The organism is Longimicrobium terrae (assembly GCF_014202995.1).
GTDB classification, from domain to species: domain Bacteria; phylum Gemmatimonadota; class Gemmatimonadetes; order Longimicrobiales; family Longimicrobiaceae; genus Longimicrobium; species Longimicrobium terrae.
In genome coordinates this window covers 94,944-118,805 of the sequence record NZ_JACHIA010000004.1, presented here as the reverse complement: position 1 = coordinate 118,805, position 23,862 = coordinate 94,944, and the positions used below count along the sequence as shown (strand labels likewise).

Genomic DNA, 23,862 nt, shown 5'->3' with positions numbered 1-23,862 from the left:
GGTCTTCCCTTTTCCTCCTACGGAGTGATCCCAGGTCGTCGTCGGCCAAGTTTTTGCCGGCAATTTGGAGAAAAGCTCCCAGAACCAGCGCCTCACCGCGGCTTTCCTTCCCACCGCTCACAGTCTCTCCGCCGAAACCGGTCTTTACGCCCGCGTGTGGGGACTCGGACGGGCAGGGAGCATCCGGACGGACGGGACGACGCGCTGAGTGAAGTGCTCAGGAGGTTCGCCAGCGTCGTCGCGAACCCGACTGGATCTGCGTAAAGATGATGGTTCCGGCGCGGGGGCTTACGCCGAGGCAGGCGTGCGGATGGTCGGCTCCACGAACTGCATTGAGTCGTTTTTCCAGATTACCTAGGATTGCAGCGGATGGCGAAGACGTGCCGGGTCCATCCGTCCTCGCTTCGCAGGTAGATGATGAAGCATTCGCCCCGGCTGTCGGCGAACGGAATCCGCGTTCCGGGTTTCATCTCTCTCGCTTCCCCATTCACTGCCACCGCGAGGTCGCTGGTGAAAGCCTGCAGCACCGCGAACGTCGTGTTCCGGTCTCCCACGATCACGCTCTGCCCGGTCGACATAAGGAGATCGGGTTCACTCGACGCAGTGCCCAGCCGGGGCGGCGGGCGGTTGCCCACTCCTTCCACCGGCGGACCAATGAACGCGTCCCTAACCAGCCGGTCCAGCAGGTCACTTCGCAACACGCGCACCCGCTCGCGAGCCCCGTCCGCCCGGTCGGCGGAAAGGACCATCCCCGCGAACACACCGTTCACCAGCAGCTGTGCGCCGCTCATCCCGGCGGAGATCTGGCTTCCCACGATTCGTGGTGAAACGGTGATGAACTGCCCCTCCACACGCTCGACCCAGACCGGCGTGGAGATAATGATGTCCTCGTTCCGCTCCCGCAGAACGGCGCTGACCGAAGCATCGCTGATCCGGGTGGCGAGATCGGCGGGGATGTTCCAGTTCGGACAGTTGGATGTACGCGGCTGGACGAACGCCAGGATCGCGACATCCATCCCCTCGTACTCCCGCGCGAGCCGAACTGGGTACGTGCCGGTTTCGTCGGTCGCCGTGATCCGGCGCGCGTTCCGCACTACGTGAAGCGGCGCCACGATCAGGCAGTCCCCCGCAGACCGCGGCCGCGCCAGCCCTTGGCCCGCCTGCTGGCCCGCGTTCAGCGCATAGACCTGCGCCTGCGCGGGCAAAGCGACGATTACAGCCCACGAGCAGGATAGCAAGGCACTACGGATATTCATCGGCTTTGCTTTGCTGGGTGCCCTTGCTGTATCCGATCAGGGACGTGAAGCAGCCGAAAAGAAACAGAAGAGTCGTCCACAACGCCTGCAGCATAGGGTCGGCGAGCACCCGCTCCACGGCGTACATACGAATCCGGTAATCGCTGCCCCCGGGGCGGCCGACGCGGACTGACCGCGCATCGGCCCGGTAGGCGACGGACATTGCCGGCCGCTCGTCCACCCGGACCAGGCCCAACTCGGGGGAGAGCGGCCGGTCGATGGTCACCTCGTCCCCGATGCCCAGTTCGCGGCTTCCGGCCATCACCACGCCGTTGCCCCACAGCGACCGAACGAACTTCGTCACCTTGCCCGATCGCAGCAAAGCCAGGCTGGCATCCGGCTCCGATTGCACCGACCGCCCTACCTCGAGCGATCCCCTCACCGCGAATACAATTGGCTTTCCGCGCTGAATTGAGCGGCCCTCAATGCCGTGGATTTCAATGACGGCATTTTCGTACAACGTGCGCGATTCTCCGCCGTGCTCCCGGAAGACTCCGATGCGTAGCGCTAAATCACTCCCCTCCTGCTTCCTCTCGCGCGTCGGCTCAAGCTTGACCAGCAGGGGCCCCCCGGACCGCCGCTCAAGGGTGACTTGTACAGGGTCCGTGAACCGAAGATCGCCGGAAACTACGCGCGGCGTCGTTTCCTCGGCACCGAACAGGCTCACCGAGTCCATGGGCCAGTGCTGGGCGGGATCCAATTGCGGAAGGTACCGCACGTACTCGGTTTCGGCAGTGATGTCGAATGTGGCCTTCCCTGGGGAGAACGTAATTATCAGCGCGATGACGAACGCCAGGAACATCACGACGAGTTGCAGAACGCGCCATAGCACCACCGGGCGGCCACGAATTCGCATCATGGGGCGGAGGGACCGCCAGCGCGGCGTCCTCACTGTTGCGCGACCACAAAGACACTGTTGTAGACATAAGTACCCCCATCCCGTCGCTGGCGGATGATCAGTTCGGTTCTTCCCCGCACCCGCGCGGCGGGAATGCGGCAGACCTGCCGGTAGGTGACCTGGGAATCCCCCGTTTCGTAACACCTCGCTGTGTCATCCCGTCCATCCGGTCCGCGCCAGTTGACGTCCGTGAAATCCCGTGAGTTGACGTACAGGAAGATGTCGTCGGCCGGCGATGGCGGCCCCCCCCCCTCGCCCCACTGCGGCACGACGTGGGGAGCCAGTTCGTCGCGGCAGTCACCCCCAAGCGTCGCTGAAATGACCAGTTGGCCGGCTTGATACCGGCGCAGCTCACCGCGGTATCGAGTGGGGCCCATAAGCCGGACCGTCCGAGCGGCACCCGCGGGCACCAGGAAACGTGCTTCGGCGGTGTACAGGCCGTCCTGCGTTTGCACAGAGATACACAAGTTCTCCGTGGCACCACCCGGGTGCCGCACGGTGATGACGGCTGATTGCGCGAGCGCCGCCGGACTTCCCGACATGACACCCGGAACCAGGACACCGGAGAGAGGCTTCCGTGGATCCAGTCGCTCCTGCCAGCGCCTGTCCGGTTGCAACGGCTGCTGCGTCTGCCCCGCGAGCGGACGATGCGCCACATGCGCAGAAAAGATCAGAGAAATCCCGATCAAATGTCGGATGAGAGGCATGCGAACCATGGTAGGTGAGGATAGAGAACCCGCTCCGGAGCTTCATAAAAGAATGGCGGATTCAGAATATCGCGACGAGAGCCGGCCGGGCAAGGGCGCCGTGACACGGCCCCGCCGGCCCGCACGCACGGTGTACCGGTCCGACCTCGTTGGCCGCGTGCGGCAAGCATCGCCTCCCCTCGTCCCACGGACGGAGGATGAGCGCATCCGTCCACCACAGTGCGAAGGATAAACAACAAGTAGAAGGCAGCGTCTACCCGCCGTGCGGTGCATGGGCACGCGTCTCCAAGGAAGCACCGGGAGCGGGACAGGGCAACGACGCCCTTCACCAACCCTCCCGAAGAGAACCCCGATGGCCACCACCGAAAGCGCTACCCTGCTCCTATCAACCCCATGGAGCCCGGATCCGCGGTCCAGAGTACGGCCGCGATCCCACCCGTAAGCCCCCCGCCGAGATCGTGCTCGGCCCTTCAAGCGCGCCTGCGCGGTCGAGCTGCCCGATGGCCGGACGTACCGCTTGGGTCGAGCGGGAAATCATGGAGTTCTTCGCGCAGACCGGCTCCCTGGGTTTGAGAATCTCACCGGAGACCCCGGGGCGTGACGAGACGCCTACGGAATGGTTCATCCGGACCATCACGCGGTTCACAACGGAGGAAGTAACAGCCGAGGTTCAGGACGGGACCCCTACCCGCGAAGCACTGTCCCGGGCCTTGCTCGCCGCCTGCTCATACGCGGTTCCCGCCTACTATGTCGGGCGAGCGGTACAGCTCGATCCGTCAGCCGAAACCGATGAGGCATTGATCTCCTACCTGCAGCGCCATCCCTCGCAACTCCGCCAGCTATGCGCGGCTCCCCACGTTGCCGCGGTCCCCGATCTGGAACCGCGGATCCGGAGCCTGCTGTCCAGGGCACTCCAGGATTCCTGACCCGCCGTACGTGCACGGCGAACCGGGCCCAGCCTCATCCGCTCCGCGGAGTGCCGGCTCGGACATCATCCCACTCGCCGGCCCCTGCCTGACCCGCCCCGTGAGGCCCCGACCGGACATGCGCCCTCTGCGTTGCACGCATGCAACACAGGGCGGAGAAGGAAGAACCCGGGTGGACGTCGCAGGTAGACCTCCATCCCGAATCCTTTCTTCTCATGCCGAATCCCCGCTATCTCCACACGCCCGCAGGACTCCGCTACCTCGCCGCGGACTCCGGCATCAGCCCTCCCTTCCAGAACGGGCTGTCTCTCGTCTACGACCCTGTCGAGCGCGCGCTCCTGAAGCACGGCGATCCGCCCGCCGTCGAGGAGCACTTCCGCGCCCTGGTGGCCAGCCTGGCCGCGACCACCCTTGCCGGTGAACTCTGCCTCCTGGTCATCTGCCCGGCGCAGCTCACCCGTGAGGTCGTGGCAGAGGTGAACCGCGCAATCGGAGCCGGACGGCTCACTCCCGATACCGCTCACCATCTGAACCGGCTGATCGACGCAGGGTGCGGAGCCCGCGCATGAAGCCGAGGCACCGCGACACCGGGGCCGGGCGCCCTCCGAGTTGCCCGTACTGCTTGCGCCCTTCACGATTCCTCGCGAGCTCCGCTCCCCTCTACCACGGCCACGACTACGGGCCGGTCTACGTCTGCGAGCCCTGCGGGGCGTGGGTGGGCTGCCACCGGGGCACCGAGCGGCCGCTCGGCAGGCTCGCCAACGCGGAGCTCCGGCGCGCCAAGGTACAGGCCCATGACGCGTTTGACCGCGTGTGGCGGAGTGGCGACGACCACCCCCGCGCACGCGGCGAAGCCTACCGGCGCCTCGCGGAGCTGCTTGGCATCGAACCGAGCCAGTGTCACATCGGGATGATGGACGTCGAGGACTGCAGGCGGGTCGTGGAGGCGTGCACCCGCGAGGCGCTGACGCCCCGTCCGCCCGGCCGAAGAGAGTGACATGGATCGCCCGTGCGGCTCCGTGCCGCTCCGCTCTCCCCGCGTCGCGATCCGCGGACGCGGCCACTGTTCCGGCGCGGCGCATGGGGACCGGGGTTCGCGGGCGCGTGTGCAGCCGTCCTGAACACGCGGTCCATGCCCGGACGGCTCCCTCGGCGGTACGTACGCGACGCGGAACCAGTGAAGAGGGGCCGTCCAGGATGGACGGCCCCCTCTTCACTGGTTTCCTCTGGGCCGAACGTTCAAGCAAAGATAGTCAGGTCCCGACCCTGAACCTCACCTTCATGTCCCGTCCCAGGATGTAGACCCCCCCGTCCGGCCCGTCGATCATGATGCGGTCCGGATCGGAGGCCGCCACGAAGAACAAGGCACCCGAGCGGAAAAAGGCGAGCCGGATGGTCCGGGAGAGCGCACCTCTCCGGTGCCGCTCCACCGCGGAACGCAGCGCCGCGCACGTCGCCGCGTCCGCCGGATCCGTGAGGGCCGCGATCTCCTCGACGCTGGCAGAGTCAAGACCAAGATCCTCCCGGGCACCGGGGAACGAGAGCACCACCGTCTGGTGCACTCTTGCGCTGTCACTTACCGAGGCCGCCGGGCACCCGCGCGTCTGCTGGGCAGCCGCCGTTTCCGAGTACCAGGCCACCGAGCCGGTCACGATCATCGTAAGAAGGCTGATCCTCATCGCGGATCTCCGGAGGTTAGTATCTGCAACGCGATTTCCGAATCGTTTCGGTACCGACGGTCTTGTCCGTCACGACGCCGATCCCCATTTCGTCCAGGATGTATGCTCTGTCGAAACCCCACAGCCTCATCGTGTCGATGTCGGCGCTGCTGGCAGTGCCGCCGTAGTAGATGTCGCAGATCGGTACGTTGCCCAGGCCGTACGGGTGGGTATGAATGTACCCGACGGCCCCCGGCGGAGGCGGCTCCAGGGACGGAGCGGAGCAGGGCGTGCTTTCGGTGAGCATAGGGACCGCCGTAAGCACCCCGTTCCGCTCCAGAATCCAGGCCGCCTGCTCCCGCCGGTCCGCGTGCTGCGCCCTCGGGTTGCTGCGATCCCACAGATCCGTGAAGATCGCGTTTACTCCCGGACTGTCAATCGTCCGATCACCGCTGGTGCACGGCGTATTCGGATCCGGCTGCTGACACTCCCAGCACAAGGATGGCGGCGGCGGTCCCCCGGTCGGAGTGGCAGGAGAGGGGGTGCCTCCCGCGTCTCCGCCGCATGGATTCCACCAGTCGCAGGTCTCGTACTCCACGGGGAGAGCCCCGCAGCCGGTGCCGGGGCTTCCCCGCTCCATCTGTTACTGCGTTCGGGCCGGGTGTGCGAACGGCTGCACAGGAGAGCCGTGCAGCCTGTGGAACGGCGAGTAATCTCGCTCGCAGCATAAGAGTACGAGCGGTCCTGTATTCAATGGTGTAGGGCCGCCCTTACCGTTCCGACGCTTCTTCCGGATCAGGGCCGGCAGTCGCCCTGCGCCCCAGCGCAGCGAAAGTAGGTGGCGGTGGGGGGCTCACCCACACGGAGACCGGGCGAGGCGGTGGCGCCCGGATCGAAGGTCGCTGTGAGCTGCGCCGTGCCTCCCGCGAAGAGCCCCCATTCCTGGGTGGCGTCGCCGCGGACTACATCCGCCAACCCAATGGCCGCCGTGTTGGGGGGCAAGGAGCCCTCGTTGTGCGCCCGTATCACAATCACGTTTCGTCCGCGACGGTACTCCACGGGAATGGTCATCCCCGCATTCGTGAGCGAGAGCGATGAAGCCACGGTCGCCCCGTTCACCGTCACTGTCACGATATCGCCGTCCTGCGTGCCGTAGTCCCACAACCGCAGGGTGGACTGCCCCCGGTTCACCACCACGGACGACAGCTGCGGCCGCACCCCCACCCGCAGGTACGTCCACGCCACCACCCGCCCGTCCTGCATGGCCACGATCGGAACGATCTCCTGCGACTCGGGCGCTGAGGAGTGGATACTGGCAGCGATCCGCACCGTCCGCGATTGCCCCGCGGAAATCGACGACGGCGCGCCGGTGATGGACACCTGCATCCACGGATACGGCTCCCAAGCACCCGTCCGGGGATGCGCCAAGCGGAAAGTAATAGGCCCCGAGGCGGTCGTCGCCTCGTTGGTCACCGTAACGTCGCGCGACCCGCTGGCGCCCGCCTCCAGTTCCAGGTCCGCCGGATCGACGAAGCGAAGGCTGGAGACCAGGGTGATGCGAAACCCGTTCTGCCCCGCGCCCGGGTCCGCCCCCGAGGTCGCTGCCGTGCACTCCTCCGTGGCACCCGCGCGGGCCGCAAAGGTCACGTCCTCGGAGGAGGTGGCCTGGATGCGCCCAACGGTGCGGAGCCCTCGCGAGATCGCCTGCGGACCGTCCGTGAACTCCCATTTTCCCGATCCGCTCGGAGTCATCGAGAGCGACTCGAACGAGACCTGCGTTTCGCCGCCCAGAGAGCCCATCGCGGAGCCAATGTAGTCGTTCGCGCCCGCGTCGATCAGCCGGAGGATGCCATCTACAACCACGTCGATCCCGGCGCCCTTGAGCGCTTGACGCATCCGCTCGGAACGGATCATTCCACGGATTTCCTGCGTCTGGCGGATGGCGTCACGCGCGGCCGCCATCCCCCGGCCCAGCCCCACCGCCGAGCCGATCACCTCCCCCTTCGACCGGAAGCGCAGCCACGCTGTAGCGCGCGCCGTCCCGCCGTCCTCTTTCACCCTCCCGGGCGACACCTGCAGGCGCAGCCCATCGGGCTCGAACAGCTCGGGCATCAAATTCTCGATGATAAGGATTGTGTCCAGCAGGAGCGCCAGCTTGGCCGTCATCACGAACACGAACGGCTCGAACTCCGGCGCGAACACCGTGGTCCCGGTGTTAGCCAGCAGCCCGAGACCGAAGAGCCACAGCTGGATCTCTTCGTACATCGCGATGTCGTCCCGGCGTTTCTCGCACCTCTGGATGAGTTGCGGAACTGTCGCCAGTGCATACGCTGGCGCGGGGCTGGCCTGCGCGCGGCCCGATCCCGCGCGGATGGTGGGCGGAACCGCCGCAAGTGACGTCAACTTCTCGCTCAACAGGCGCGCCGCGCCGCGGAACGCGTCCGCCTGTGCGGAGAAGAGCGCTGCCGCTTCCTGCCGCTGGGTGGGCGTCATCCGCTGCACCTGGTCCTGCAGCGTCTCCGCGAGCATGACGGCCGCGTTCAGGCGCGCGTAGACCACAGAATCGAGCGAGACGTCCATCCGCCCCAAGGCCAGCCCGGCCTCCACCTGCATGGAGTCGAGCAGCGCGTCCATCTCCGCCAGCGCCGTCGCCGGCGAGCCGCCCGCGTAGGCCACGGGCGCCACCTGCAGCGTCGCCCGAACTTCCGCACCGCCCGCCATTGGCGCGGGGACGACGACCTCGGCGCGCCCGGGCGCCAGCGCGGGGACCAGAAAGCGGTGCACGCCCACTGCCTCGTCGAACGCGATCACGCTGGGCTGGCCGCCCACGGTAATGGCGAGGGGGGCGGTGCCGGCATACCGGTCAGGGAGCCCACGTACCTCCACGACCGAGAAGGGAACCGCCGATGCGGGCGAGAGCTCCACGCGCTGGTCGGGGCCGCTACCATCAGACTCACAGGCGGCCAGAACGGCTAGGAGCAGGGGGAACCACGGAGCGCGGAATCGCGAACGGGACATAATGGGCCTCCAGATGAAAGAGAACACGATGAACCAGGGAGACAGAGGACCCGCAGGAATGCGGGGGAACGAGGGATAAAGGTGAGGGAGATGAGGAGCGGACGATGAGAATAAGCACTGTAGTCGGTCGCTACCGAGGCGTCAATAATCGCGCACTGAAGTCTTCAGCCGCCTATCCTGTGATTGGCGACGGCCCATCGAACATCCCGGGCAGGCGGAGCAGTCGGCTGGTCGCCGCGACTCGCACTCCGACCAGCAGCGCGAACAACCGACGGGAACATGGAATCCGAACACCCCCGATTCCGGTTTCCTCTACCCGCTCCGTCCTCCGAGGCAGCAGCACCGATAGGGGAGAGCATGATTACCTCTCCGCGTCTTCCGCGGCTCGCGGAACTGGTCAGCACCAAGCCGGGCCGATGTCACATCGGAACCATGCACATCGAGACCCCATGGGCTCCGTCGAGCTGTGCAATTCTGGGGAACTTGCGGCACCCCGCCCCGGCATTGCGAACATCCGCGCGTGCCATCTTGTCATGATGTGCTTCCCAGAAATCCTCCCCAATGTCCCTCGGTCCGCACCCGCTGAGAGTACTCCGAGTCGAACGGTCCGGAGCCTCTAGAGAGCATGAGGCAGTGGGCCAAGTCCCGTCTTCGTGGGAGGCCTCCCGTTGCCCTGGGGCACTGCTGGGGCCCGCCCATTCGTCCTGATCGAAGTTCGTCCCGGCAATTCTCTGGACTGCACCGGCCGCACACGGCCGCCGCGCACCGCCAGTGTGCGAACCGGACGGGAGCCGAGGGCAGTTGCGGCGGCCCACCGAGAGCGACCCTACCGTTGCACGCGTGCAACGGTAGGGTCTTTCCTTTCGCGGAGCGACAAGCCGATGAGACACCTCCCGGAATCTCAACCGGCGCACGTCCGCAGCGTGGGCGCTGGCGAACGAGCCGTCTCGAAGGAAGAACCGGGAGGGCACAGGGCAACCGCGCCCTGGACGACCCCTCGCGAAGAGAACTCCGATGGCCACCACCGACCGCGCCACCCCCGCCACCATTGATCCCGCGGAGCCCGGATCCGCGGTCCGGCTGTTCGACCAGGATCCGACCCGGGAGCACCCCGCCGAGATCGTGCTCGGCGAGCTCCTGCGCATCCGCGCGATGGACCTGCCGGACGGCCGCACGTACCGCCTGCGGGAAGACCTCATGCTCTGCATCCTCGGCTCCAAGGTCGCGAGCGGCGACGTGCTGGTGCCCAGCGACCTCACGCTCAGTGAGTTCCTCCGTCTGACTGAGCAGATGTCCTTCAACGACATGTACCTGGTCGGCCATGACCGGGCGCTCGCGGAAGACGCCGCCGCGCAAGCCGCCGCCTCGGCGCGGCTGGCTCCCACGAACGGTTCCGCCGCCGCCTCCGCGGCCTCTCCGGCGTGAGCCCCGGGCATAAGCCGGTGCCCGAACCCGGGCGATCTGACCCCCCGGGCGCCGCCGACGCGAGCCGGCCCAGCGCATACCAGATCGCGATCCTGCGCGCCGCGGGGTGCCGCGTGCGGCCGCGCAGTTGGCAGAGCGCCAGGCAGCGCATCGACCGGCTGGCGCCGAGTGACGCCCAGGCCGCCCTGCTCGCCGAACTGGGGCTTCCCGTGCCGGCCACCCGCGAGGCGGCGTCCGCCGCGCTCACCGCGTACGAGCTGGAACATCCCGAATGGGCGCAGGCGCGCCGCGCCGCACGGACCGCCCGGGGCCGCGCCACGCGCGAGGCGGCCCGGAGTGAAGGGGCCCAGCCCCGGTACAACGAGACCCTCCAGGCCTGGCACGCGGCCGGTCGGGAGCGGTTCGGCGGATCGGCGGCGTCCCTGGACGCGCTGTCCTTTCTCCGCGCCCTCGCCCTTCGGCTCCCGCAGGACGGGGAGGCGCGCCTGGAGACGTTCAGGGCGATGCGCGGGGGGCTGAGCGCCCGGGAGGCCGCCCACCGGATCGACGCGCTGCGCGGGCCGCCGGGCGGACCGCCGGGCGAGCCGCCGCCCGCGGCGTGAGGCGGAGAGGCAACAACCAAGGAAGAACCGATTTGGGTGGGATGAGGAGGGCAGACGGTCCTCCCCCCGGTAGCCACCGGCACGACCCGCCGCTGGCACGAGTCCACACGTCGCAAGCCCCAAGGAGAGCGAGCCATGCGCAACAACACCACCACCGCCCCGCGGTCGACCACGCCGTCGCAGTACCAGGTCAAGGAGATCACCTCCCGCGGCCTTCCCGTGCCGTCCACGTACGACGCGGCCCAGGCGCTCATCGACAGCTTTCCGCCGAGCGACGCCCAGAAGCGGCGGATGGACGAGGTCGGCCTGAGCGCGGAGACGCGCGGCGAAGCCAAGCAGGTGATCGCCGACTTCGTGGCGGCCAATCCGGAAATCGGCCAGCGGTGGGACGCCGAGAACGCCGAGGCGCGGGTCACCCGCCGGCAGGACCAGCGGGGCGAGCAGGATCCGAAGGTGACGACGAAGGCGATGTTCCAGCTCCTCGCCGACCACGGAGTCCAGAACATCCCGAGCGACTTCGCCACGGCGGCGCGGATGATCGACGACCTGCCGCCGTCCGAGGGGATGGTGCAGGTGCTGAAGGAGCACGGGCGCGCGGTGCCGGAGACGCGCGGCGCGGCGAACGAGGTGATCCGCGGGCTGCCTGCCACCCCGGACCAGATCGTCAGCATCATGCGGCAGACCGCGGGCCGGTACGCGCCGCGGACCCGCGGGGAGGCGGAGCGGTGGTTCTCCAACAACCGCCGCACGCGCGCGAACGATCAGGAGGCCGCGGCCGCGGCGGCGTAACCACACCCCTGCGTTACCTCCGAACGGCTCCGCCCGGCACCACGCCGGGCGGAGCCGTTTTCTGTTCTCCCAGGCCGGCCGGCGGCACACCGCTTGGGCGGTCCACCTCAGGGTTTCCCATGATCACCCATTCTGGGCGACAGCCTGAAACGGCCCTTCCGCCCCCGGATCTTCACAGACTCAAGGACGAGTCGGGGCCCGCAGGCGACGCCTGCGCGAGCGCGCTGCACCCGCAGGACTGGCGCAGCGTTCCGCTGGCGACGGCCCGCGCGTTCGCCGGCGAGGAGGCGGCGCGGACGTCGATCAAGGCCACGGCGAAGAAGTTCGGATGCGGACGGGCGACACTCCGGAACTTCATCTTTGGAAGAACGAATCCAAGCGTGGCGGTCCAGCGCAGGATCGCGCTCCAGTACCTGGCGTCCGCGGCGTCGCTCGCGGCCCGAGCCCTCGACGACCTGACCTCCGGGCTCCCGGCCCACGCCCAGCCGGAGGCGCGCGCGGAGCTGCTCGCCACCCTGGCGGAGCAGTATCGCGCGGCGGGCATGCAGCAGCCGCCCTGGAGCCTCTCCGGCGAGGAGTGATGCAGCCGGCCGACACCGCGCACGCGCCCGGCCCGCCCTGGGCGGGGTACCACCCTCCGCTCTCCGCCGCTCACCTGGAGCACTCCATGAAACCGACTCCGCCGCGACCTTCCGCCTCGCTCGGCGCGCTCGGCGCGCTCGACGTCCCGCTGTCCCTGCTGGGCATCGCGGGCATGTGGACCCTGGCCGGGGTCATGGCCGCGGGATTCGGGCTCCCGGATCCGGTGCTGAACATCGCGGGGCTCGGCACGGCCGGCCTCGCGTGGTGCCGGCACCACGCGCGCTGTCGGCGGCGCCCGCCGCCAGTCCGTTCGCTGGCGGGGTTCCTCTGGGCACCCCTCGGCCGCGTGCGGCGCGTGGAAGCGGGCACCCCAATCCTGGGTGGGAAGCGGTACTGCTTCCAGCCCACGACGGTCTCCGAGCCCCTGATCGTCTGGGCGGGCTGGTGGAACGGGGGGCGCTTCGCGGGAGCCGCGCAGACGGACGACTACTTCTTCGTGCAGCGGCGGTCCCGCCTCGCGATCCCCGCGGCCTGGATCGTCACTCCGGCCCGGTAGCCGAGCATGTGCCACACACCTCCCGGCGCCCCGCCACGCGATAACCCGCGCGGCGGGGCGCTCCCATTTCAACCCGACACCGATCCGACCGATGAACCGCAGAACCGCCTTCGTGAGGTGGTACGACTCCCAGCTGGGCCACGGCTTCCTGATCCCGGAGGAGGGCGGCCCCGACGTTTTCGTGCACCACTCAGCCCTCCACGGCAGTGGTCTCCGGGCGCTCGAGCCCCGGGACCGCGTGGAGTACGAGGTGATCGAAACCGCGTACGGGCCCGCCGCCGAGGGCGTATTCCGCACCCGGTGAGCGCTGCGCGCGCGCTGGCGGTGGGAAGCACGGAAGAACCGGGCGATTGATGGATAAGCCGCGGCTTCCATCGTCGCGCCCGCCAGGCCGGGGTTTCCATCAGATCGGAAAACCTCACCGAATGGGGCCTCTACCGTCCACAACGCCCGTCCAGTGCCGTCCCCGCGGGCGGAATGAGCCGCACACGCCTGTGACCTCGTTCGCGAGATCCACCATCTGCCCCCGTCCGGCATCGCCGGGCGGGGGCGTCCGCGTCCAACTCGAATCCCAGCCATTGCCATGATGCCGACGGACCGGGGCGAACGCCCCGAAGCTCTCGCCGACGCCTGCCGGGCGCTGCTCGCGGCCGCGGAGCAGGCGCTCGCCGCGCCGGACAGCCTCTCAGACGGAGGGCGCGCCGAGGGCCCGGGACTGATCTCCCGGTTGCGGGACGCCATCGCCGTCGGGGGAGACGACGCGCTGCTTGCGGCCGGCGACAAGGCCACCGCGTGGCTGCGCTGCTCCACGATTCGCACGTCCCATGTCCCCATGTTCGGAGGCCGGGAGGTGGCGCGGTACATCCGGCTCGCGCATCCGCCGCGGGGACTCGCGGCCACCCTGCGCTGAAGGACTGCACCGGTCGGCAGCCGCGAGACCCGCCTGACCCTGCCCGGCGCGGATGCCCCGGGATGGGGGGGCGCGCGTGCGAGCGGTCCCCGGCCGGTGCAGTCCGGGGCGGAGCAGCCAGGTCCTCCATCCAGCCGCCGCGTTATCGGAGCGAGGGAAGAACCGGGGCGAGTGCATTGAACTGACCCGAAACCACTCCCCAGGAGAATCGAGAATGCAGATCAAGGTGGTGAACAGGCCGCACAAAGGGCGCAACGGCGCCGTCTACATCGGCCGGGGCGGCCGGGGCTCGGCCGGGAGTCCGCTCGCGAACCCCCGCAGGCTGGGCGACCGGAAGCCAGGCGGCGGCGTGTGGGCGCGGGGCGAGACCATCACCCTGTTCGAGCTGGATCTGCGGCGCGTGCTCGACCGCACGGTGGCGGTCGCGGAGTGGTGGGACGGCGGGAGGGGAGGCTACCGGCGGCTGAGCGCCGCCGAGAGATCGGGCATGCAGAACGAACTGCAGCGGCTGCTCGGGATCGCGCTGCGGGGACCGCTCGAGCTGGACTGCTTCTGCAGCCCGCTCCCCTGCCACGGCGACGTGATTCGCCGTGTGCTGGAGGAGATGGCCGCGGGGCCGCCGCGGGCCTGAATCCGCCGCGCCCGCCGGCCCTGCGCAGCCGAACGGGTCACGGGAAGAACCGGTGGGATGTTCAGCACGTCCACGGGATGGGGGATCACGGACACGCGTCCGCCCCCCATCCCCACCCCGGCCCAGGAGGCGTCATGCCGTCGTTCCGCTTCACCGTGTACGGACCCGAGCAGGGGTTCTTTCTTTCGTTTCTCCACGATTTCAAGACCCTCGCCTACATCGTCGGCCACTCCGGGACGGTGCAGCTCCCCCGGCCGGGCGCTCAAGTCGAGGAGATCCTGTCCGTGATCTTCGCGGAGGGCAACGGAGAAGGGAGCGGACCCGGCTTCACGATCGAGGGGCGATCGATGTCGGTGGGTGACGTCGTTCACGTCGCCGGATTCGGCGCATGGCTGTGCGACTCGGTGGGGTGGAAGGGCATTCCTCCCGCCGATGCACGGCGGTTCCCGCTCGTCGAGTAGCCGGATCAGGATTGGTCATCCGAGTTCACCTTCCAGCCGCCCGCCGGCGGCCCATCCCGGAGATCAGCATGCAGCGCACGACCGACCGCACCCTCCTTTCCCCCGACCTGCGGGCGCGCCTGGAAGCCGGCGGGGTCACGAACGGGGAGTACCACAGGCTCCTGCCCACCTTCCCCGACGCCGCGCTCTGCGACCATGCGGAGGTCTACGCCGGGCACTGCATGGCCGCCTCGCTTCCCGCGGACCAGGGGCTCCCCGAGGCGTGGCTTCACCACTTCATCCTGCCCGCGCTGGTGGCGCGCCTCCGGGGATCCAGCGCGCCCGAACTGAGCCAGCCCGATCCGGATAGCCCGTTCCGCCGCCTCTGCCGCGACTGGAACGGCCTGCGGGATCGCATCCTCGCTGGCATCCAGGAGCAGCGCCGCCTCGCCTCGCTCACCGGTGCCGAACTCGCTGCCGCGGCCGAGGCCGCCCGAGCCGCCGTCGACTGCCGCTGGGCACCCCGCGACCTCGTGTACGACGGCGCCATCTACCATACCCTGATCCCCGAACTCATGCGGCGCGTGGCCAAGCTGCCGAGCACCAGAAGCTGATTTCGCGGCACGCGCACGGCCGCCTGCTTCGGCACGCGGCCCGGCTCCGGGCGCGTGCCGGTCAGAGCACACGGCGCTTCGTACGCGGCTGAACGTGCAGAACGCCGCGAAGTGGCGCCGGGAAGAACCCCGCTAAGGTAAGGAAACGCGTGCCGTGAAAGGATCCGCGCACGCAGTCGGTGCTTCTCGGCACGCGGAATCGCACGCGTGGCCGTCTTGCACGCAGGTGCAGCAGCCCCCCGGCTAGGGTAAGGAAACGCGGCACGCGAATCCTTTTCCGAGTGCCTGCCACATTCGCCTCCGCTGCCTCCCTGCCGTCCGCCCCCGCCCCCCTCCCCACAGCTCCCCGCCAAAACAACCGAGGCGACCCCTCGTCCCTTGCTGTGCCACCTCCGAAACGACCCCGCGCGCCGGTCCCGGGGGGGATGGACGGGGTAGAACACCCGGAACGATCCCACCCGCAATCCGCGTCTGCCGATGGTACAATCCGCCCCCCCGAAGCTGGCCGGACGCCAGAAGGTCGCCCCGGAACGCCGCTTCACGTCACGCATCGTCTTCCGTCTGCTCCCTGCGCAGTACGCCCGCCTTTCGGCCCGGGCGGAGAGCGCCGGACTTACCCCCAACGACTACGCGCGCGACCGGGCACTCGGACGGGTGCGCCCGTCCCGCGCGGTTCGCCGGCTTTCGGCGGGGTGCCACGAGCCGCTGGAGGAGCTCGCCCAGTTCATCCGCTTCGCCGACCAGCTGCTGCCCCACCTGGAGCCGGAGTTCGACCCGGCGAGCGAGATGGGGCGGGTCATCCACCGTGCGCGCCGTCGCTTCCCCGATCCCGTCGGCACGCTGGCGTCTCTGCGTACGCTGATCGAGGAGGCGGTGGGCTGATGATCGCGAGGACGGCGCACGCGCGCGGGTTCGCGGACCTCACGGCGTACTTGGGCCGCGACAAGATCCAGCCGGACCGGAGCCGGGCCGCCTGGTGGGCGCCCTTCAACCTGTCCGCTGGCGACCTGCGCGCGGCCGCGCGGGCGATGGAGCGGACGGCGGAGCGGAACCGGATGGTGCAGCAGCCGGCTTACCACCTGTTCGTGTCGGTCTCGCCCGCGGACGACGCCAGCCACGCGCGGATGCGCCTGGCCGCGGGCCGCCTGCTGCAGGCGCTCGGTCTCGGGGAGCACCAGGCGGTGGCGGTTGGCCACGAGGACCGCGGGCACCCGCACGTGCACCTCGCCATCAACCGCGTGCACCCGGTCACGCACCGGGCGTGGAACGCAACGCGTGACTGGCCGCGCATCGAGCGGGCGCTTCGGCGGATCGAGCAGGAAATGGGCTTCCGGGCGACGCCCGGACGGCTCGCGCCCACTCCCGATGGCCAGTGGGCGGACAACGCCCGCGCCATGCCCGTCGGGGCGTGGCGCTTCGAGCAGCGGGAGCGCGACAAGGCGGTGCGCGCCGTTGCCGCCGGGCTCTCCCCCGCCCCGCCGCGGCCCTCGTTCCTGCGCTCCGTGCGGGAGCGGTTCGGGCCGGTGCTCATCGGCGCGGGCAGCTGGGCCGAACTGGACGAGGCCGCCGCCGCCCAGGGGCTGACGCTCGTCCAGACCGGCCGCGGCCTTCTGGTCACCGATGGCGATCACTTCGCGGGCGCCAGCCGGATTGCGCGGGGCTGCTCGCTGGGCGACCTCACCCGCGATTTCGGAGAAGACTATGCCGCATTCACCGCGCGGACGCGCGAGCCTGGAAGAAATCCTCTTGCCGCTGGACCCGGCGGAGTCACCACCGCACCCGCAGACGCCCTCTCCTCCGCCGTCCCCGCCACAGCAGCCGACCGTTCGCGGACCGAGATCCCCCGGCAGGCCGGGGGCGCCGCCCGCGACGCCCGCGACCGCGCCGGATCCGGAGACATGGGCGGAGGAGCTCGTGAGGCAGATCCAGTCTCGTCAGCAGGCGGTGGCGGAGACGTGGGAGAAGACCGTGGAGCGGCTGCGGGAGAAGGTGGAAGCGGAGGTGGAGCGCCTCCGCCGAAGCGGAGCAGAAGCCGCGGAGCAGATCCGGGAGAGCATGGAGGCGGCGGGCCAGGGGGCCGCCGGGATCACCACGGAGCTGCGGACGCACACGGGCGAGATGCAGAAGGCGGTGGACGACCACACGACGGCGCTTCGGGAGGCGGTCGCGGAGCAGGGCAAACTGCTGGCGGGGAGCACCCGGGAGGCGGCGAGCAGCATCGGGGTCGCGCGCCACGAGCTGGCGCTCTCCGTCGCCGAGCTCAAGCGGCGCGCCTTCCGGCACGCGGTCCTGCTCGGCGCCTCGACGGCGATCGTGATCCTGCTCTCCGCCCGCCTGTTCTTTCCGTTCTGGGGAATGACGCGGGGCGACGTGGAGGACCTGAGCCGGGGCGCGCGTCTGATCGACACGTGGGAGCGGAAACCCCCGGCCGAGCGGCAGGCCCTCCTGCGGGCGCTCGGGTGGGAAAGCATGCCGGGGGCGGCCCCGGCCCCGCGTTCCACGTCGAACGCGCACCCGGCGGCTGGGCGGTAGTGGAAGCCGCGAGCGGCCGCCGGTGGACGCTGCTCCACGAGACGGCGGCCACGCACCTCGGCTCCGCCGCGAACGCGGCGACCACCGGCGCCGCCCTCGCCCGCGTGCGCCGGACGCTCGAGCGGGAGACCGCCCGGCGATCTCACCGGGAACGCGTCGCACGGCGGGCCGCACGGGAGCTGCTCGAGCACGCAGGCGGGGCCGTGTTCGCCGACCCCGCCCGCGCGGCGGACGCGGTCGCGCGCCACTACGAGCATTTCGGCGCGGCGGGGCTCCGGCTTCACCTCCGTGGCGCTCCGCAGGACTTCGGCGCGCTGCTCGTCGATTCCGCGCCGTCCGACGGCCCCCGGCACCCGGAGCGTCTCCCGGATGCGCGGCGCCAGGCATGGCGGGCATTCGGGGCCGCGGCCGAGTCCTGGCTGGACGTTCGCGAGGGCAGGCGCTGGACGCCGCCCGCGCGCTTCCCGGACCGGCCTGTGGGAGCCGTGCCCCGCGTCGACGCCGGTGAGGCATGGCTGCGCGACGCCCCCACCCGCGACCTCGGCCCGCGCAGTCGCGGACGTGACCTGTGACTGCTGCCCTCCTCCCCCGCTCACCTCTCGCATCTGGATCAGCATGAGAACCATCTCGTTCGCCGCCCTGGTCGCCTGCGCCGCCGCATGCAGGCCGGCCGACGGCGACCTCGCTGACCGCCGCGCCGACGCCCGGGCGGGACTCGGCCGCTGCACCCAGGAGGAGCCCGGCGCATCGCCCGACGAGGGCCACGCAGTCTTCTACATCGACCGCACGCCCACGGCGCCCGATGCGCAGGTAGGTCGCTACGCGGTGATGCTGACCTGCATGACGCCCGGGCCGGGGGGAACGGCGATCACGCTGATAGTCCCTAACCTGGCCGATTCCGTCATTCAGCCGGGCCGCTTCCGCATCCACGGGCCCGGCGTGGTCCCCGGGGCCGACCAGCTGGCGCGGCTCGCGTGGGCGGAGGCACAGGTTCCGGCGGACGACGGCGTGACCTATCGCGGCATGGCGGGCGAGCTCGTGATCGAGCGGGATCCTGCGGGCGGGCTGGTGGGCAGCTACCTGGTCGCTCTGGAGCGCGCCCCGGAAGGGCCGGCACGCGGACCTGAACGACTGGTCGTCGGGGGCGGGTTCGCGGCGCCGCGGAATCGGCTGCCCCTTCGCACCGCGCTGCCGCGGCAGGCCCCGTGAGGGCACAGCTGAAGGCGCTCTGGCCTCTCGGCGCAGCAATCGCGCTCGCGCTCCCGGTGCCGCTCCTCAACCTCCATTTCATCCGTACGGAGAGCGCGCCGATCGGGCTGTGGCGCGCACATTCGGGCGCCCCCGTTGTCGGCGACGTAGTCCGATTCTGCATGCGGGAAGCGGAAGCGAGGACGACGGCCGGACGGCCGTATGCGGGCGGCCGGCGACGCGGCCCATGCCCGCATGGTACGTGGATGCTCGCCAAGCCGGTCGTGGCGGGTGCCGGTGACACGGTCATCCACACCCAGACGGGCGTCTGGATCAACGGCTGGATGCTCCCGAGGAGCGGCACCCGCCCGCGTGACTCGGCGGGCTGGCCCGTGCCAGCGAGCACGTTCGGGCTGATCGTACTCGGCCCCGGCGAGGTCTGGCTTCATTCACCGTACGCGGAGGGCTCCTTCGACAGCCGGTACCTGGGAGTGGTCCGGCGGGATCAGATTTCCGGAACAATGCAGCCACTGCTCACTTGGCTGACGGACCGGCAGCGATCATCGCTCCGTGCGCGGGGGCTCCGCCCCACCCGTTGCGGTCCGGTTGCATGCGTGCAACGGAGCAGGTTGGAGTGACATGCGCCGAATTACCTGCCTTCGGGCAGAAACGGCGCAGCCGACTTTCGGCTGTGCCCTTTCCGTGCGGTGGGTGCACCGCGAGATCCAGATTCCGGCAAACTTGCCCGCAGAGGGGGGCACCCGCTGATACCCTGGCTCCTGCAGCAGTCCCCGTGAATTCGTCGACGAGCCGCGCGAGCGTGTGATCCAGAGGCTGCGGGCGCCCCGCTCATACCGCGCCGCAGCGCGCTTTCTCCTCTTCCGTCACGCTGTCGAGTTCGTTGGGTCGATTGAGGAGGGAATTGCAACGCGGCGGCCTTCATCTGAATCCACGACTGACCGGATAGATTGTTGAGCATCACAGGCTCCACGCGCACCTAAGATCATCACAGTGTGTCCAAAGCCGGTTCAGTGCTACACATTCTGTTCATAGGCTGGTTGGGACAGGACTCGTTTGAAGGTCAGCCGCAGCTATCTCACCCCGGCTAAGCGCGACACACCGCTCGCCCCCCAGCTCCGGGCCGCGGTTGAAACTCCTGGCCATTCTGCGGAGGAAGTTCACAGGCCCATCTTACTCGATCTAAGTCACCCTCTTAGGATTGCAAATGGCTCATACCTCGTGACCAACTCCCAGCAAGCCTGACTCCCACTGATGTTTTGGCAACCGATACCGTACAGTTGCCCATCAGGGCGCCGCCACATGCGGTAGTGAAGGAACTTCGGTCCGCAGTAGGGACAATTCACGAACGTCCGAGTTTCAAAAAGGAGCATCCCCGGAGGCGAAGCTTGCACACCGTCTGGCAATAGCGCTATTCGCAGGACCTCACCGCTTCTCAGTTCCCCGACGTAGTATTGCTCACTTGATTCCTCGCACCCGTATCCGATCACCGCGTCCCAACTGCGGCAAATAACTCGCCTGGCGTCACGTTGATCCCACACCTCGCTCATCAGTCGGGCGCCGACTGCCGCAGGCGTCACCTCAAACGAGGTCTCGGAGCACGCCTGTAGATCACTTCCGCAGTGATGAACGCGGTAAACGTGTTCGGCTTCACGGTACCAGTGCTGAATCAGGTCGGAGCTCGATACTCCGAGAACTGTGTCAGAGAGCGGTGGCCCGTAACGCGCCGTCCATAACGCATGAAAGCTCTTCGTTGCCGCAGCATTACTGGTGGTAGCGATGAACCGGCTAGCGGAGATAACCCGGTCGGACATGAGTTCGTAGCGAAGACCCATCCCGCCCCGGTGGACCGTTTGACAAACCGTGAAGGCCTCTTCGTCCTTGCATTTCACCTCTAGATCAGATGCGTTGATCGCTCTCCGCAGGGCATCGGCAGACATCCCCACGTAGACAGGACCAACTGCTCCGAGGTCAGTTGAGGGCGGGGCAGGCTTCGGCGCGCAACTGACGCAGAGTAGTGCGACTAAGATGTGCCACAAGACGCGACTTCCCACTTCGTGCCCTTGAGGAGCATCGCAGGCGCGGGGGCGGGAGTGACTCAAGGCGTTGTATGCGCAGCCCATCAGTGGTCGGGTTCCGGTCCCGAAGATTTCTGCCCGCGCCCGCTCTGCCCCCGTACCTGATAGTCTCGACACAGCCAGCATGCTGCTTCTCCAATCGCACAAGTTTCTCCTCGATGAATCGCGGGCCACCACAGGTTGCCGGTTCGCGAAGTCTCAGTGCTTCAAACCCTTCCAACTTTCAGGGTAGCGTCCACCGCATTTTCGATCACCGTCCAATTAGCCGCAGAGCGGTCCTTTATCTCAGGTGCGTCAGGAAGGACCGCCAATTCCGGAGTGTCGGCGAGCGCGATCGCACGTCGCATCGACACTCTCCAAGTCTTCTCCATTCGATCCAGAGCAACGTGTTCCGTGCTCTGCAATTGCTGGAATGCGTCAGCAAGATGGCGAGGCCAGCCCAGACGCTCAATTTCGCGTCTTGTCTCCGCTTGGTACGTGCACCACAGCCGAGTTGAATACACAACCATTGCGAATACCGCCAGGACCAGAGCTATGATCGTAGTCGAAATGGCAATTGCGTCGTCAGAGTCGCGTAGGAACGCGATTAGTATGGTTGCGATCAGTCCGCCGCCCATTGCTCCAGCTGCCGCGAGCGGACGGTTGGGGATCGAGACTAGACAGACTCCCACGACGAAGCAGGAGACCATGGCAAGTCCCACCGCCATGAATGGGCTATCCGATAAACCGACGGAGTTCACTCCGAGGAGCATGGCGGAATACAAATCAACCGCTCCGCGCGGCTCATCTGGGTAAATGACACCATATTCGTAAGCGAACCGTCGAAAGTGCGCGACGAGTATGATTGCCGTTACTGCGAAGACAATCAGCCCAAAGAGGAGGACGAGCGTAGACAGCCGAGCACGATCCACAAAGCGGAATACGGGAGAGAGATAACCTACTTTGCGTGCCCGTGCCTTCAAGTAAACTCGAGCTCGTGCTTCGCTGGCGGCGAGAGTGCGGTTAACGTGGCTCAGTTCTTCTGCCATTCGCGTATCTATGGTAGCGGCAAGTTGTCTTGCCCGCGCCTCCTCTCGGCTGTAACGTTGCGCGAAGCGGAGAGGGATGTTCATGAAAGATGTTTTGGCGAGCGCCGCGCTGATATGTGCGTCCGCGGTGCGAAGTACTTCAAGAGCCATACGGGGATCGGCGATTCCCTCACAGTAGGCACGCACCAGTGCGTCATCTAAGGACAGCAGGAACCGTGACCAGAGCTGGGCTTCCACGCCTTGGCTTGCGCCGGGGGGGATGACGGTGCGCAGGAACGAGGACAACCGCTCCAATCGCTGTTTTGGCGCGGCGAGGGCCCGCATCGATTCGACTACTAGTAGGTCGACGACTCTCTCCTCTGCCGCGGACAGGACTATCGAATCCGTGGGGTGCGCAGCGTGCAACGCGTCGAACAACATGCCCGGCAGACTGTACAACACAATGTCAGCTGGATCCGGGAAACTGGCAGCGTGACCGGCAACGTAAGTCGCCATTCTCAATGCGTAAGGATCGTCCGGTACAGCGCGTAGCCGATCCAGCGTGGGGATTACGAGTGGCACAGAATGAAACGTTGTCAAATAGCTGTCGACGCACTCGCGAACCCCCTCATCATCGCCCCAGAGCGCCGACGCTAATCCAGCCGGAGGATTCACCACATCCGCCGGGGTACGAATTTGGAATCGGCCCACCCTCACCCCCAGACCTACCGCATACGCCAGCGTCAGAGGATCGCGGGGGTGGACGCGGCGCCAAGCGCCCACCAGTCCGCTAAGTTCTGGTGCCCGCTCCTGTACCCATACAGAAAGAATGGAGGCGGGGTTGGTGAGGGCTGCTGCGATCGCTACAGACTTCACGTAAGGAAGCCCGGCAATCTCCGCCGGAGCGGAAAGATACGTCCCCTCGAAAGTGAGCCCAACATCACCCCCCATCTGGCGCAACCACAAAATAAGCCGACTTAGCGCCGTGGTGACCGCGTCGTCGGTAACACTTTCATCATGCGGCGACGTGAATGCTGCAGAGAAGGCATGCATGCCCTCCCGCACGGCTGACTCGGTACGCGCGGCAAGATATAGCCATAGTGGGTGTCGGGGTTCGCGTAAGGCGACTTGGTACAGGTCGGAGTGCAAACTCAAGTGCGTGGCGAGAGACACGAGATTGTCCATCACTTCCGTGCCACTCCGATAAGGACGTTGCGGATCCAGCAGGTAAAGTGCCGCCGTCAATCCTGCCGTCTTGTCGTTTGGGTAGCGTTGTTCGGTGAGCGCTCTAAGTGCAGCGCACAGCCCCGGATTCGCACTGTCCCACCCACTCGACTCATAGTAGCGGCCATAGAGAAAGACACGGCCGTTGACCGGATTCCTGTCCAGTTGCTCTGCTAGTTCAGTGGGCGAGCGCACCTGTACTTCTTCGCCGAAGTCGGCGACGAAGCGGAGCGTCGGATACAGGATGCGCGCTTCTGTTCCCCCTTCCCGCCCATTCGACGGCTCAGTGCGTGAACTCCAAACGTCATCCCAACTAATCCGGGCAGTCTTCCCCCTGGATCTGACCAGCGTAACCAGACGGGCGGCAGTCTGCTCCCGTTCCTCATCCGTCCGAGCAAATAGTCCTTGCCGGGATCGCAGGCCATACAGTGCGGACGCAGACTTCTCCTCCAAGTCCTCGATAAACACCGGAACAACCAGATGTCGCTCAGGAAACCTCCGCATCAAATCGATAATGATGGTGATCTCCTCCTGGGCATAATGGGCGTTGCTGATCCGCGGCGACACAAGCACAACCGTGATGTACGCGCCGCGCAACGCCGTATCGAGGACCTCGCGCCACGCCTCACCCGGATTGATAGAGTGTTTGTCGAGGAAGACGTGGAGCTCAGGGGTGAGCAGATCGTAGAGCTTCACAGCTTCCTGTTTATCAGGACTTGCATGAATAATGAATACGTCCCAACAGGGTAGTTCGGTGCTCATGT

24 protein-coding genes and 1 pseudogene are annotated in these 23,862 nt (G+C 67.7%); 19 read left to right on the top strand and 6 right to left on the bottom strand.

Translation table 11 applies throughout. The annotated features are described in order from the left end of the window. Positions 1 to 350 precede the first annotated feature (350 nt). The 3 genes from HNQ61_RS09370 to HNQ61_RS09360 are packed head-to-tail and all read right to left on the bottom strand — an operon-like array spanning position 351 to position 2,900. Positions 351 to 1,256 (bottom strand): hypothetical protein, encoded by a 906-nt coding sequence (locus HNQ61_RS09370; RefSeq protein WP_170035686.1) that lies wholly within the window; start codon positions 1,254 to 1,256, stop codon positions 351 to 353. Further along, complete coding sequence (locus tag HNQ61_RS09365) at positions 1,243 to 2,154, bottom strand: hypothetical protein (protein ID WP_170035685.1); 912 nt, start codon at positions 2,152 to 2,154, stop codon at positions 1,243 to 1,245. The genes HNQ61_RS09370 and HNQ61_RS09365 overlap by 14 nt, the downstream gene beginning before the upstream one ends. Positions 2,155 to 2,183: 29 nt before the next feature. Next, positions 2,184 to 2,900: a hypothetical protein gene (locus HNQ61_RS09360; RefSeq protein WP_170035684.1), complete on the bottom strand. Its 717-nt coding sequence runs from the start codon at positions 2,898 to 2,900 to the stop codon at positions 2,184 to 2,186. Positions 2,901 to 3,400: 500 nt separating this feature from the next. On the opposite strand from HNQ61_RS09360, the gene HNQ61_RS09355 reads away from it, so the two are divergent. The 3 genes from HNQ61_RS09355 to HNQ61_RS29845 all read left to right on the top strand — a co-directional run bounded on the left by HNQ61_RS09355 (position 3,401) and on the right by HNQ61_RS29845 (position 4,823). Then, the gene (locus HNQ61_RS09355; protein WP_170035683.1) at positions 3,401 to 3,826 is read left to right on the top strand and encodes a hypothetical protein; all 426 of its coding nucleotides are present in this window, start codon (positions 3,401 to 3,403) and stop codon (positions 3,824 to 3,826) included. Positions 3,827 to 4,041: 215 nt separating this feature from the next. Further along, positions 4,042 to 4,395 (top strand): hypothetical protein, encoded by a 354-nt coding sequence (locus HNQ61_RS09350; RefSeq protein ID WP_170035682.1) that lies wholly within the window; start codon positions 4,042 to 4,044, stop codon positions 4,393 to 4,395. Further along, positions 4,392 to 4,823, top strand: coding sequence for a zinc-finger-containing protein (locus HNQ61_RS29845; RefSeq protein ID WP_170035681.1), 432 nt, complete (start codon positions 4,392 to 4,394; stop codon positions 4,821 to 4,823). Before HNQ61_RS09350 ends, HNQ61_RS29845 begins: the two co-directional genes overlap by 4 nt. A gap of 256 nt (positions 4,824 to 5,079) precedes the next feature. Here HNQ61_RS29845 and HNQ61_RS09340 read toward each other — a convergent pair whose 3' ends face one another. Both HNQ61_RS09340 and HNQ61_RS09335 read right to left on the bottom strand, forming a co-directional pair. After that, positions 5,080 to 5,484, bottom strand: a complete 405-nt coding sequence (locus HNQ61_RS09340; RefSeq protein WP_170035680.1) for a hypothetical protein — start codon at positions 5,482 to 5,484, stop codon at positions 5,080 to 5,082. Positions 5,485 to 6,279: 795 nt separating this feature from the next. Then, positions 6,280 to 8,502 carry a hypothetical protein gene (locus HNQ61_RS09335; protein WP_170035679.1) on the bottom strand — a complete coding sequence of 741 codons (2,223 nt, stop codon included), beginning with the start codon at positions 8,500 to 8,502 and terminating at the stop codon, positions 6,280 to 6,282. Between the two features lie 1,014 nt (positions 8,503 to 9,516). On the opposite strand from HNQ61_RS09335, the gene HNQ61_RS09330 reads away from it, so the two are divergent. From HNQ61_RS09330 to HNQ61_RS29835, 16 genes and pseudogenes are all read left to right on the top strand, one after another. Then, positions 9,517 to 9,927: a hypothetical protein gene (locus HNQ61_RS09330; RefSeq protein ID WP_170035678.1), complete on the top strand. Its 411-nt coding sequence runs from the start codon at positions 9,517 to 9,519 to the stop codon at positions 9,925 to 9,927. A gap of 17 nt (positions 9,928 to 9,944) precedes the next feature. Then, positions 9,945 to 10,529: a hypothetical protein gene (locus HNQ61_RS09325; protein ID WP_183685597.1), complete on the top strand. Its 585-nt coding sequence runs from the start codon at positions 9,945 to 9,947 to the stop codon at positions 10,527 to 10,529. A gap of 135 nt (positions 10,530 to 10,664) precedes the next feature. Beyond that, positions 10,665 to 11,318 carry a hypothetical protein gene (locus HNQ61_RS09320; protein ID WP_170035676.1) on the top strand — a complete coding sequence of 218 codons (654 nt, stop codon included), beginning with the start codon at positions 10,665 to 10,667 and terminating at the stop codon, positions 11,316 to 11,318. Between the two features lie 119 nt (positions 11,319 to 11,437). After that, positions 11,438 to 11,899, top strand: coding sequence for a hypothetical protein (locus tag HNQ61_RS09315; protein WP_170035675.1), 462 nt, complete (start codon positions 11,438 to 11,440; stop codon positions 11,897 to 11,899). Positions 11,900 to 11,985: 86 nt separating this feature from the next. After that, positions 11,986 to 12,456 (top strand): hypothetical protein, encoded by a 471-nt coding sequence (locus tag HNQ61_RS09310; protein WP_170035674.1) that lies wholly within the window; start codon positions 11,986 to 11,988, stop codon positions 12,454 to 12,456. 91 nt (positions 12,457 to 12,547) lie between these two features. Next, entirely contained in the window at positions 12,548 to 12,760 is a 213-nt protein-coding gene (locus HNQ61_RS09305) for a cold-shock protein (RefSeq protein ID WP_170035673.1), read from the top strand. A gap of 279 nt (positions 12,761 to 13,039) precedes the next feature. Then, positions 13,040 to 13,366, top strand: a complete 327-nt coding sequence (locus HNQ61_RS09300; protein ID WP_170035672.1) for a hypothetical protein — start codon at positions 13,040 to 13,042, stop codon at positions 13,364 to 13,366. A 214-nt stretch (positions 13,367 to 13,580) separates the two neighbouring features. Beyond that, positions 13,581 to 13,997: a DUF4326 domain-containing protein gene (locus HNQ61_RS09295; RefSeq protein ID WP_170035671.1), complete on the top strand. Its 417-nt coding sequence runs from the start codon at positions 13,581 to 13,583 to the stop codon at positions 13,995 to 13,997. 134 nt (positions 13,998 to 14,131) lie between these two features. Continuing rightward, positions 14,132 to 14,458: a hypothetical protein gene (locus HNQ61_RS09290; protein WP_170035670.1), complete on the top strand. Its 327-nt coding sequence runs from the start codon at positions 14,132 to 14,134 to the stop codon at positions 14,456 to 14,458. A gap of 68 nt (positions 14,459 to 14,526) precedes the next feature. Continuing rightward, positions 14,527 to 15,051 (top strand): hypothetical protein, encoded by a 525-nt coding sequence (locus HNQ61_RS09285; RefSeq protein ID WP_170035669.1) that lies wholly within the window; start codon positions 14,527 to 14,529, stop codon positions 15,049 to 15,051. Positions 15,052 to 15,528: 477 nt separating this feature from the next. Next, the gene (locus HNQ61_RS09280) at positions 15,529 to 15,933 is read left to right on the top strand and encodes a plasmid mobilization protein (RefSeq protein WP_170035668.1); all 405 of its coding nucleotides are present in this window, start codon (positions 15,529 to 15,531) and stop codon (positions 15,931 to 15,933) included. Then, positions 15,933 to 16,367, top strand: a pseudogene (locus HNQ61_RS29840) (relaxase/mobilization nuclease domain-containing protein); the annotation flags it as partial. The gene HNQ61_RS09280 and the pseudogene HNQ61_RS29840, both read left to right, overlap by 1 nt. Positions 16,368 to 16,965: 598 nt before the next feature. After that, a complete protein-coding gene (locus HNQ61_RS28630; protein WP_240978490.1) occupies positions 16,966 to 17,583 on the top strand; it encodes an apolipoprotein A1/A4/E family protein in 618 nt (205 codons plus the stop codon). Continuing rightward, positions 17,583 to 18,155 (top strand): hypothetical protein, encoded by a 573-nt coding sequence (locus tag HNQ61_RS28625; protein WP_240978489.1) that lies wholly within the window; start codon positions 17,583 to 17,585, stop codon positions 18,153 to 18,155. The genes HNQ61_RS28630 and HNQ61_RS28625 overlap by 1 nt, the downstream gene beginning before the upstream one ends. A 43-nt stretch (positions 18,156 to 18,198) precedes the next feature. Then, positions 18,199 to 18,792, top strand: a complete 594-nt coding sequence (locus HNQ61_RS09270) for a hypothetical protein (protein WP_170035666.1) — start codon at positions 18,199 to 18,201, stop codon at positions 18,790 to 18,792. Then, positions 18,789 to 19,409 carry a S26 family signal peptidase gene (locus tag HNQ61_RS29835; RefSeq protein ID WP_170035665.1) on the top strand — a complete coding sequence of 207 codons (621 nt, stop codon included), beginning with the start codon at positions 18,789 to 18,791 and terminating at the stop codon, positions 19,407 to 19,409. Before HNQ61_RS09270 ends, HNQ61_RS29835 begins: the two co-directional genes overlap by 4 nt. Before the next feature lie 1,664 nt (positions 19,410 to 21,073). Here the strand turns inward: HNQ61_RS29835 and HNQ61_RS09260 are convergent. Further along, entirely contained in the window at positions 21,074 to 23,860 is a 2,787-nt protein-coding gene (locus HNQ61_RS09260; RefSeq protein WP_170035664.1) for a toll/interleukin-1 receptor domain-containing protein, read from the bottom strand. Between the last annotated feature and the right edge of the window lie 2 nt (positions 23,861 to 23,862).

Bases quoted from the DNA above. Each gene is read 5' to 3' on its own strand.
- HNQ61_RS09370 (WP_170035686.1), bottom strand. From the start codon at position 1,256: ATGAATATCCGTAGTGCCTTGCTATCCTGCTCGTGGGCTGTAATCGTC.
- HNQ61_RS09340 (WP_170035680.1), bottom strand. From the start codon at position 5,484: ATGATCGTGACCGGCTCGGTGGCCTGGTACTCGGAAACGGCGGCTGCC.
- HNQ61_RS29845 (WP_170035681.1), top strand. From the start codon at position 4,392: ATGAAGCCGAGGCACCGCGACACCGGGGCCGGGCGCCCTCCGAGTTGC.
- HNQ61_RS09350 (WP_170035682.1), top strand. From the start codon at position 4,042: ATGCCGAATCCCCGCTATCTCCACACGCCCGCAGGACTCCGCTACCTC.
- HNQ61_RS09285 (WP_170035669.1), top strand. From the start codon at position 14,527: ATGCAGCGCACGACCGACCGCACCCTCCTTTCCCCCGACCTGCGGGCG.
- HNQ61_RS09270 (WP_170035666.1), top strand. From the start codon at position 18,199: ATGAGAACCATCTCGTTCGCCGCCCTGGTCGCCTGCGCCGCCGCATGC.
- HNQ61_RS09260 (WP_170035664.1), bottom strand. From the start codon at position 23,860: ATGAGCACCGAACTACCCTGTTGGGACGTATTCATTATTCATGCAAGT.
- HNQ61_RS09320 (WP_170035676.1), top strand. From the start codon at position 10,665: ATGCGCAACAACACCACCACCGCCCCGCGGTCGACCACGCCGTCGCAG.
- HNQ61_RS09365 (WP_170035685.1), bottom strand. From the start codon at position 2,154: ATGATGCGAATTCGTGGCCGCCCGGTGGTGCTATGGCGCGTTCTGCAA.
- HNQ61_RS09335 (WP_170035679.1), bottom strand. From the start codon at position 8,502: ATGTCCCGTTCGCGATTCCGCGCTCCGTGGTTCCCCCTGCTCCTAGCC.
- HNQ61_RS09295 (WP_170035671.1), top strand. From the start codon at position 13,581: ATGCAGATCAAGGTGGTGAACAGGCCGCACAAAGGGCGCAACGGCGCC.
- HNQ61_RS09300 (WP_170035672.1), top strand. From the start codon at position 13,040: ATGATGCCGACGGACCGGGGCGAACGCCCCGAAGCTCTCGCCGACGCC.
- HNQ61_RS09305 (WP_170035673.1), top strand. From the start codon at position 12,548: ATGAACCGCAGAACCGCCTTCGTGAGGTGGTACGACTCCCAGCTGGGC.
- HNQ61_RS09315 (WP_170035675.1), top strand. From the start codon at position 11,438: ATGATCACCCATTCTGGGCGACAGCCTGAAACGGCCCTTCCGCCCCCG.
- HNQ61_RS09310 (WP_170035674.1), top strand. From the start codon at position 11,986: ATGAAACCGACTCCGCCGCGACCTTCCGCCTCGCTCGGCGCGCTCGGC.
- HNQ61_RS09290 (WP_170035670.1), top strand. From the start codon at position 14,132: ATGCCGTCGTTCCGCTTCACCGTGTACGGACCCGAGCAGGGGTTCTTT.
- HNQ61_RS09330 (WP_170035678.1), top strand. From the start codon at position 9,517: ATGGCCACCACCGACCGCGCCACCCCCGCCACCATTGATCCCGCGGAG.
- HNQ61_RS09360 (WP_170035684.1), bottom strand. From the start codon at position 2,900: ATGCCTCTCATCCGACATTTGATCGGGATTTCTCTGATCTTTTCTGCG.
- HNQ61_RS09355 (WP_170035683.1), top strand. From the start codon at position 3,401: ATGGCCGGACGTACCGCTTGGGTCGAGCGGGAAATCATGGAGTTCTTC.
- HNQ61_RS09280 (WP_170035668.1), top strand. From the start codon at position 15,529: ATGGTACAATCCGCCCCCCCGAAGCTGGCCGGACGCCAGAAGGTCGCC.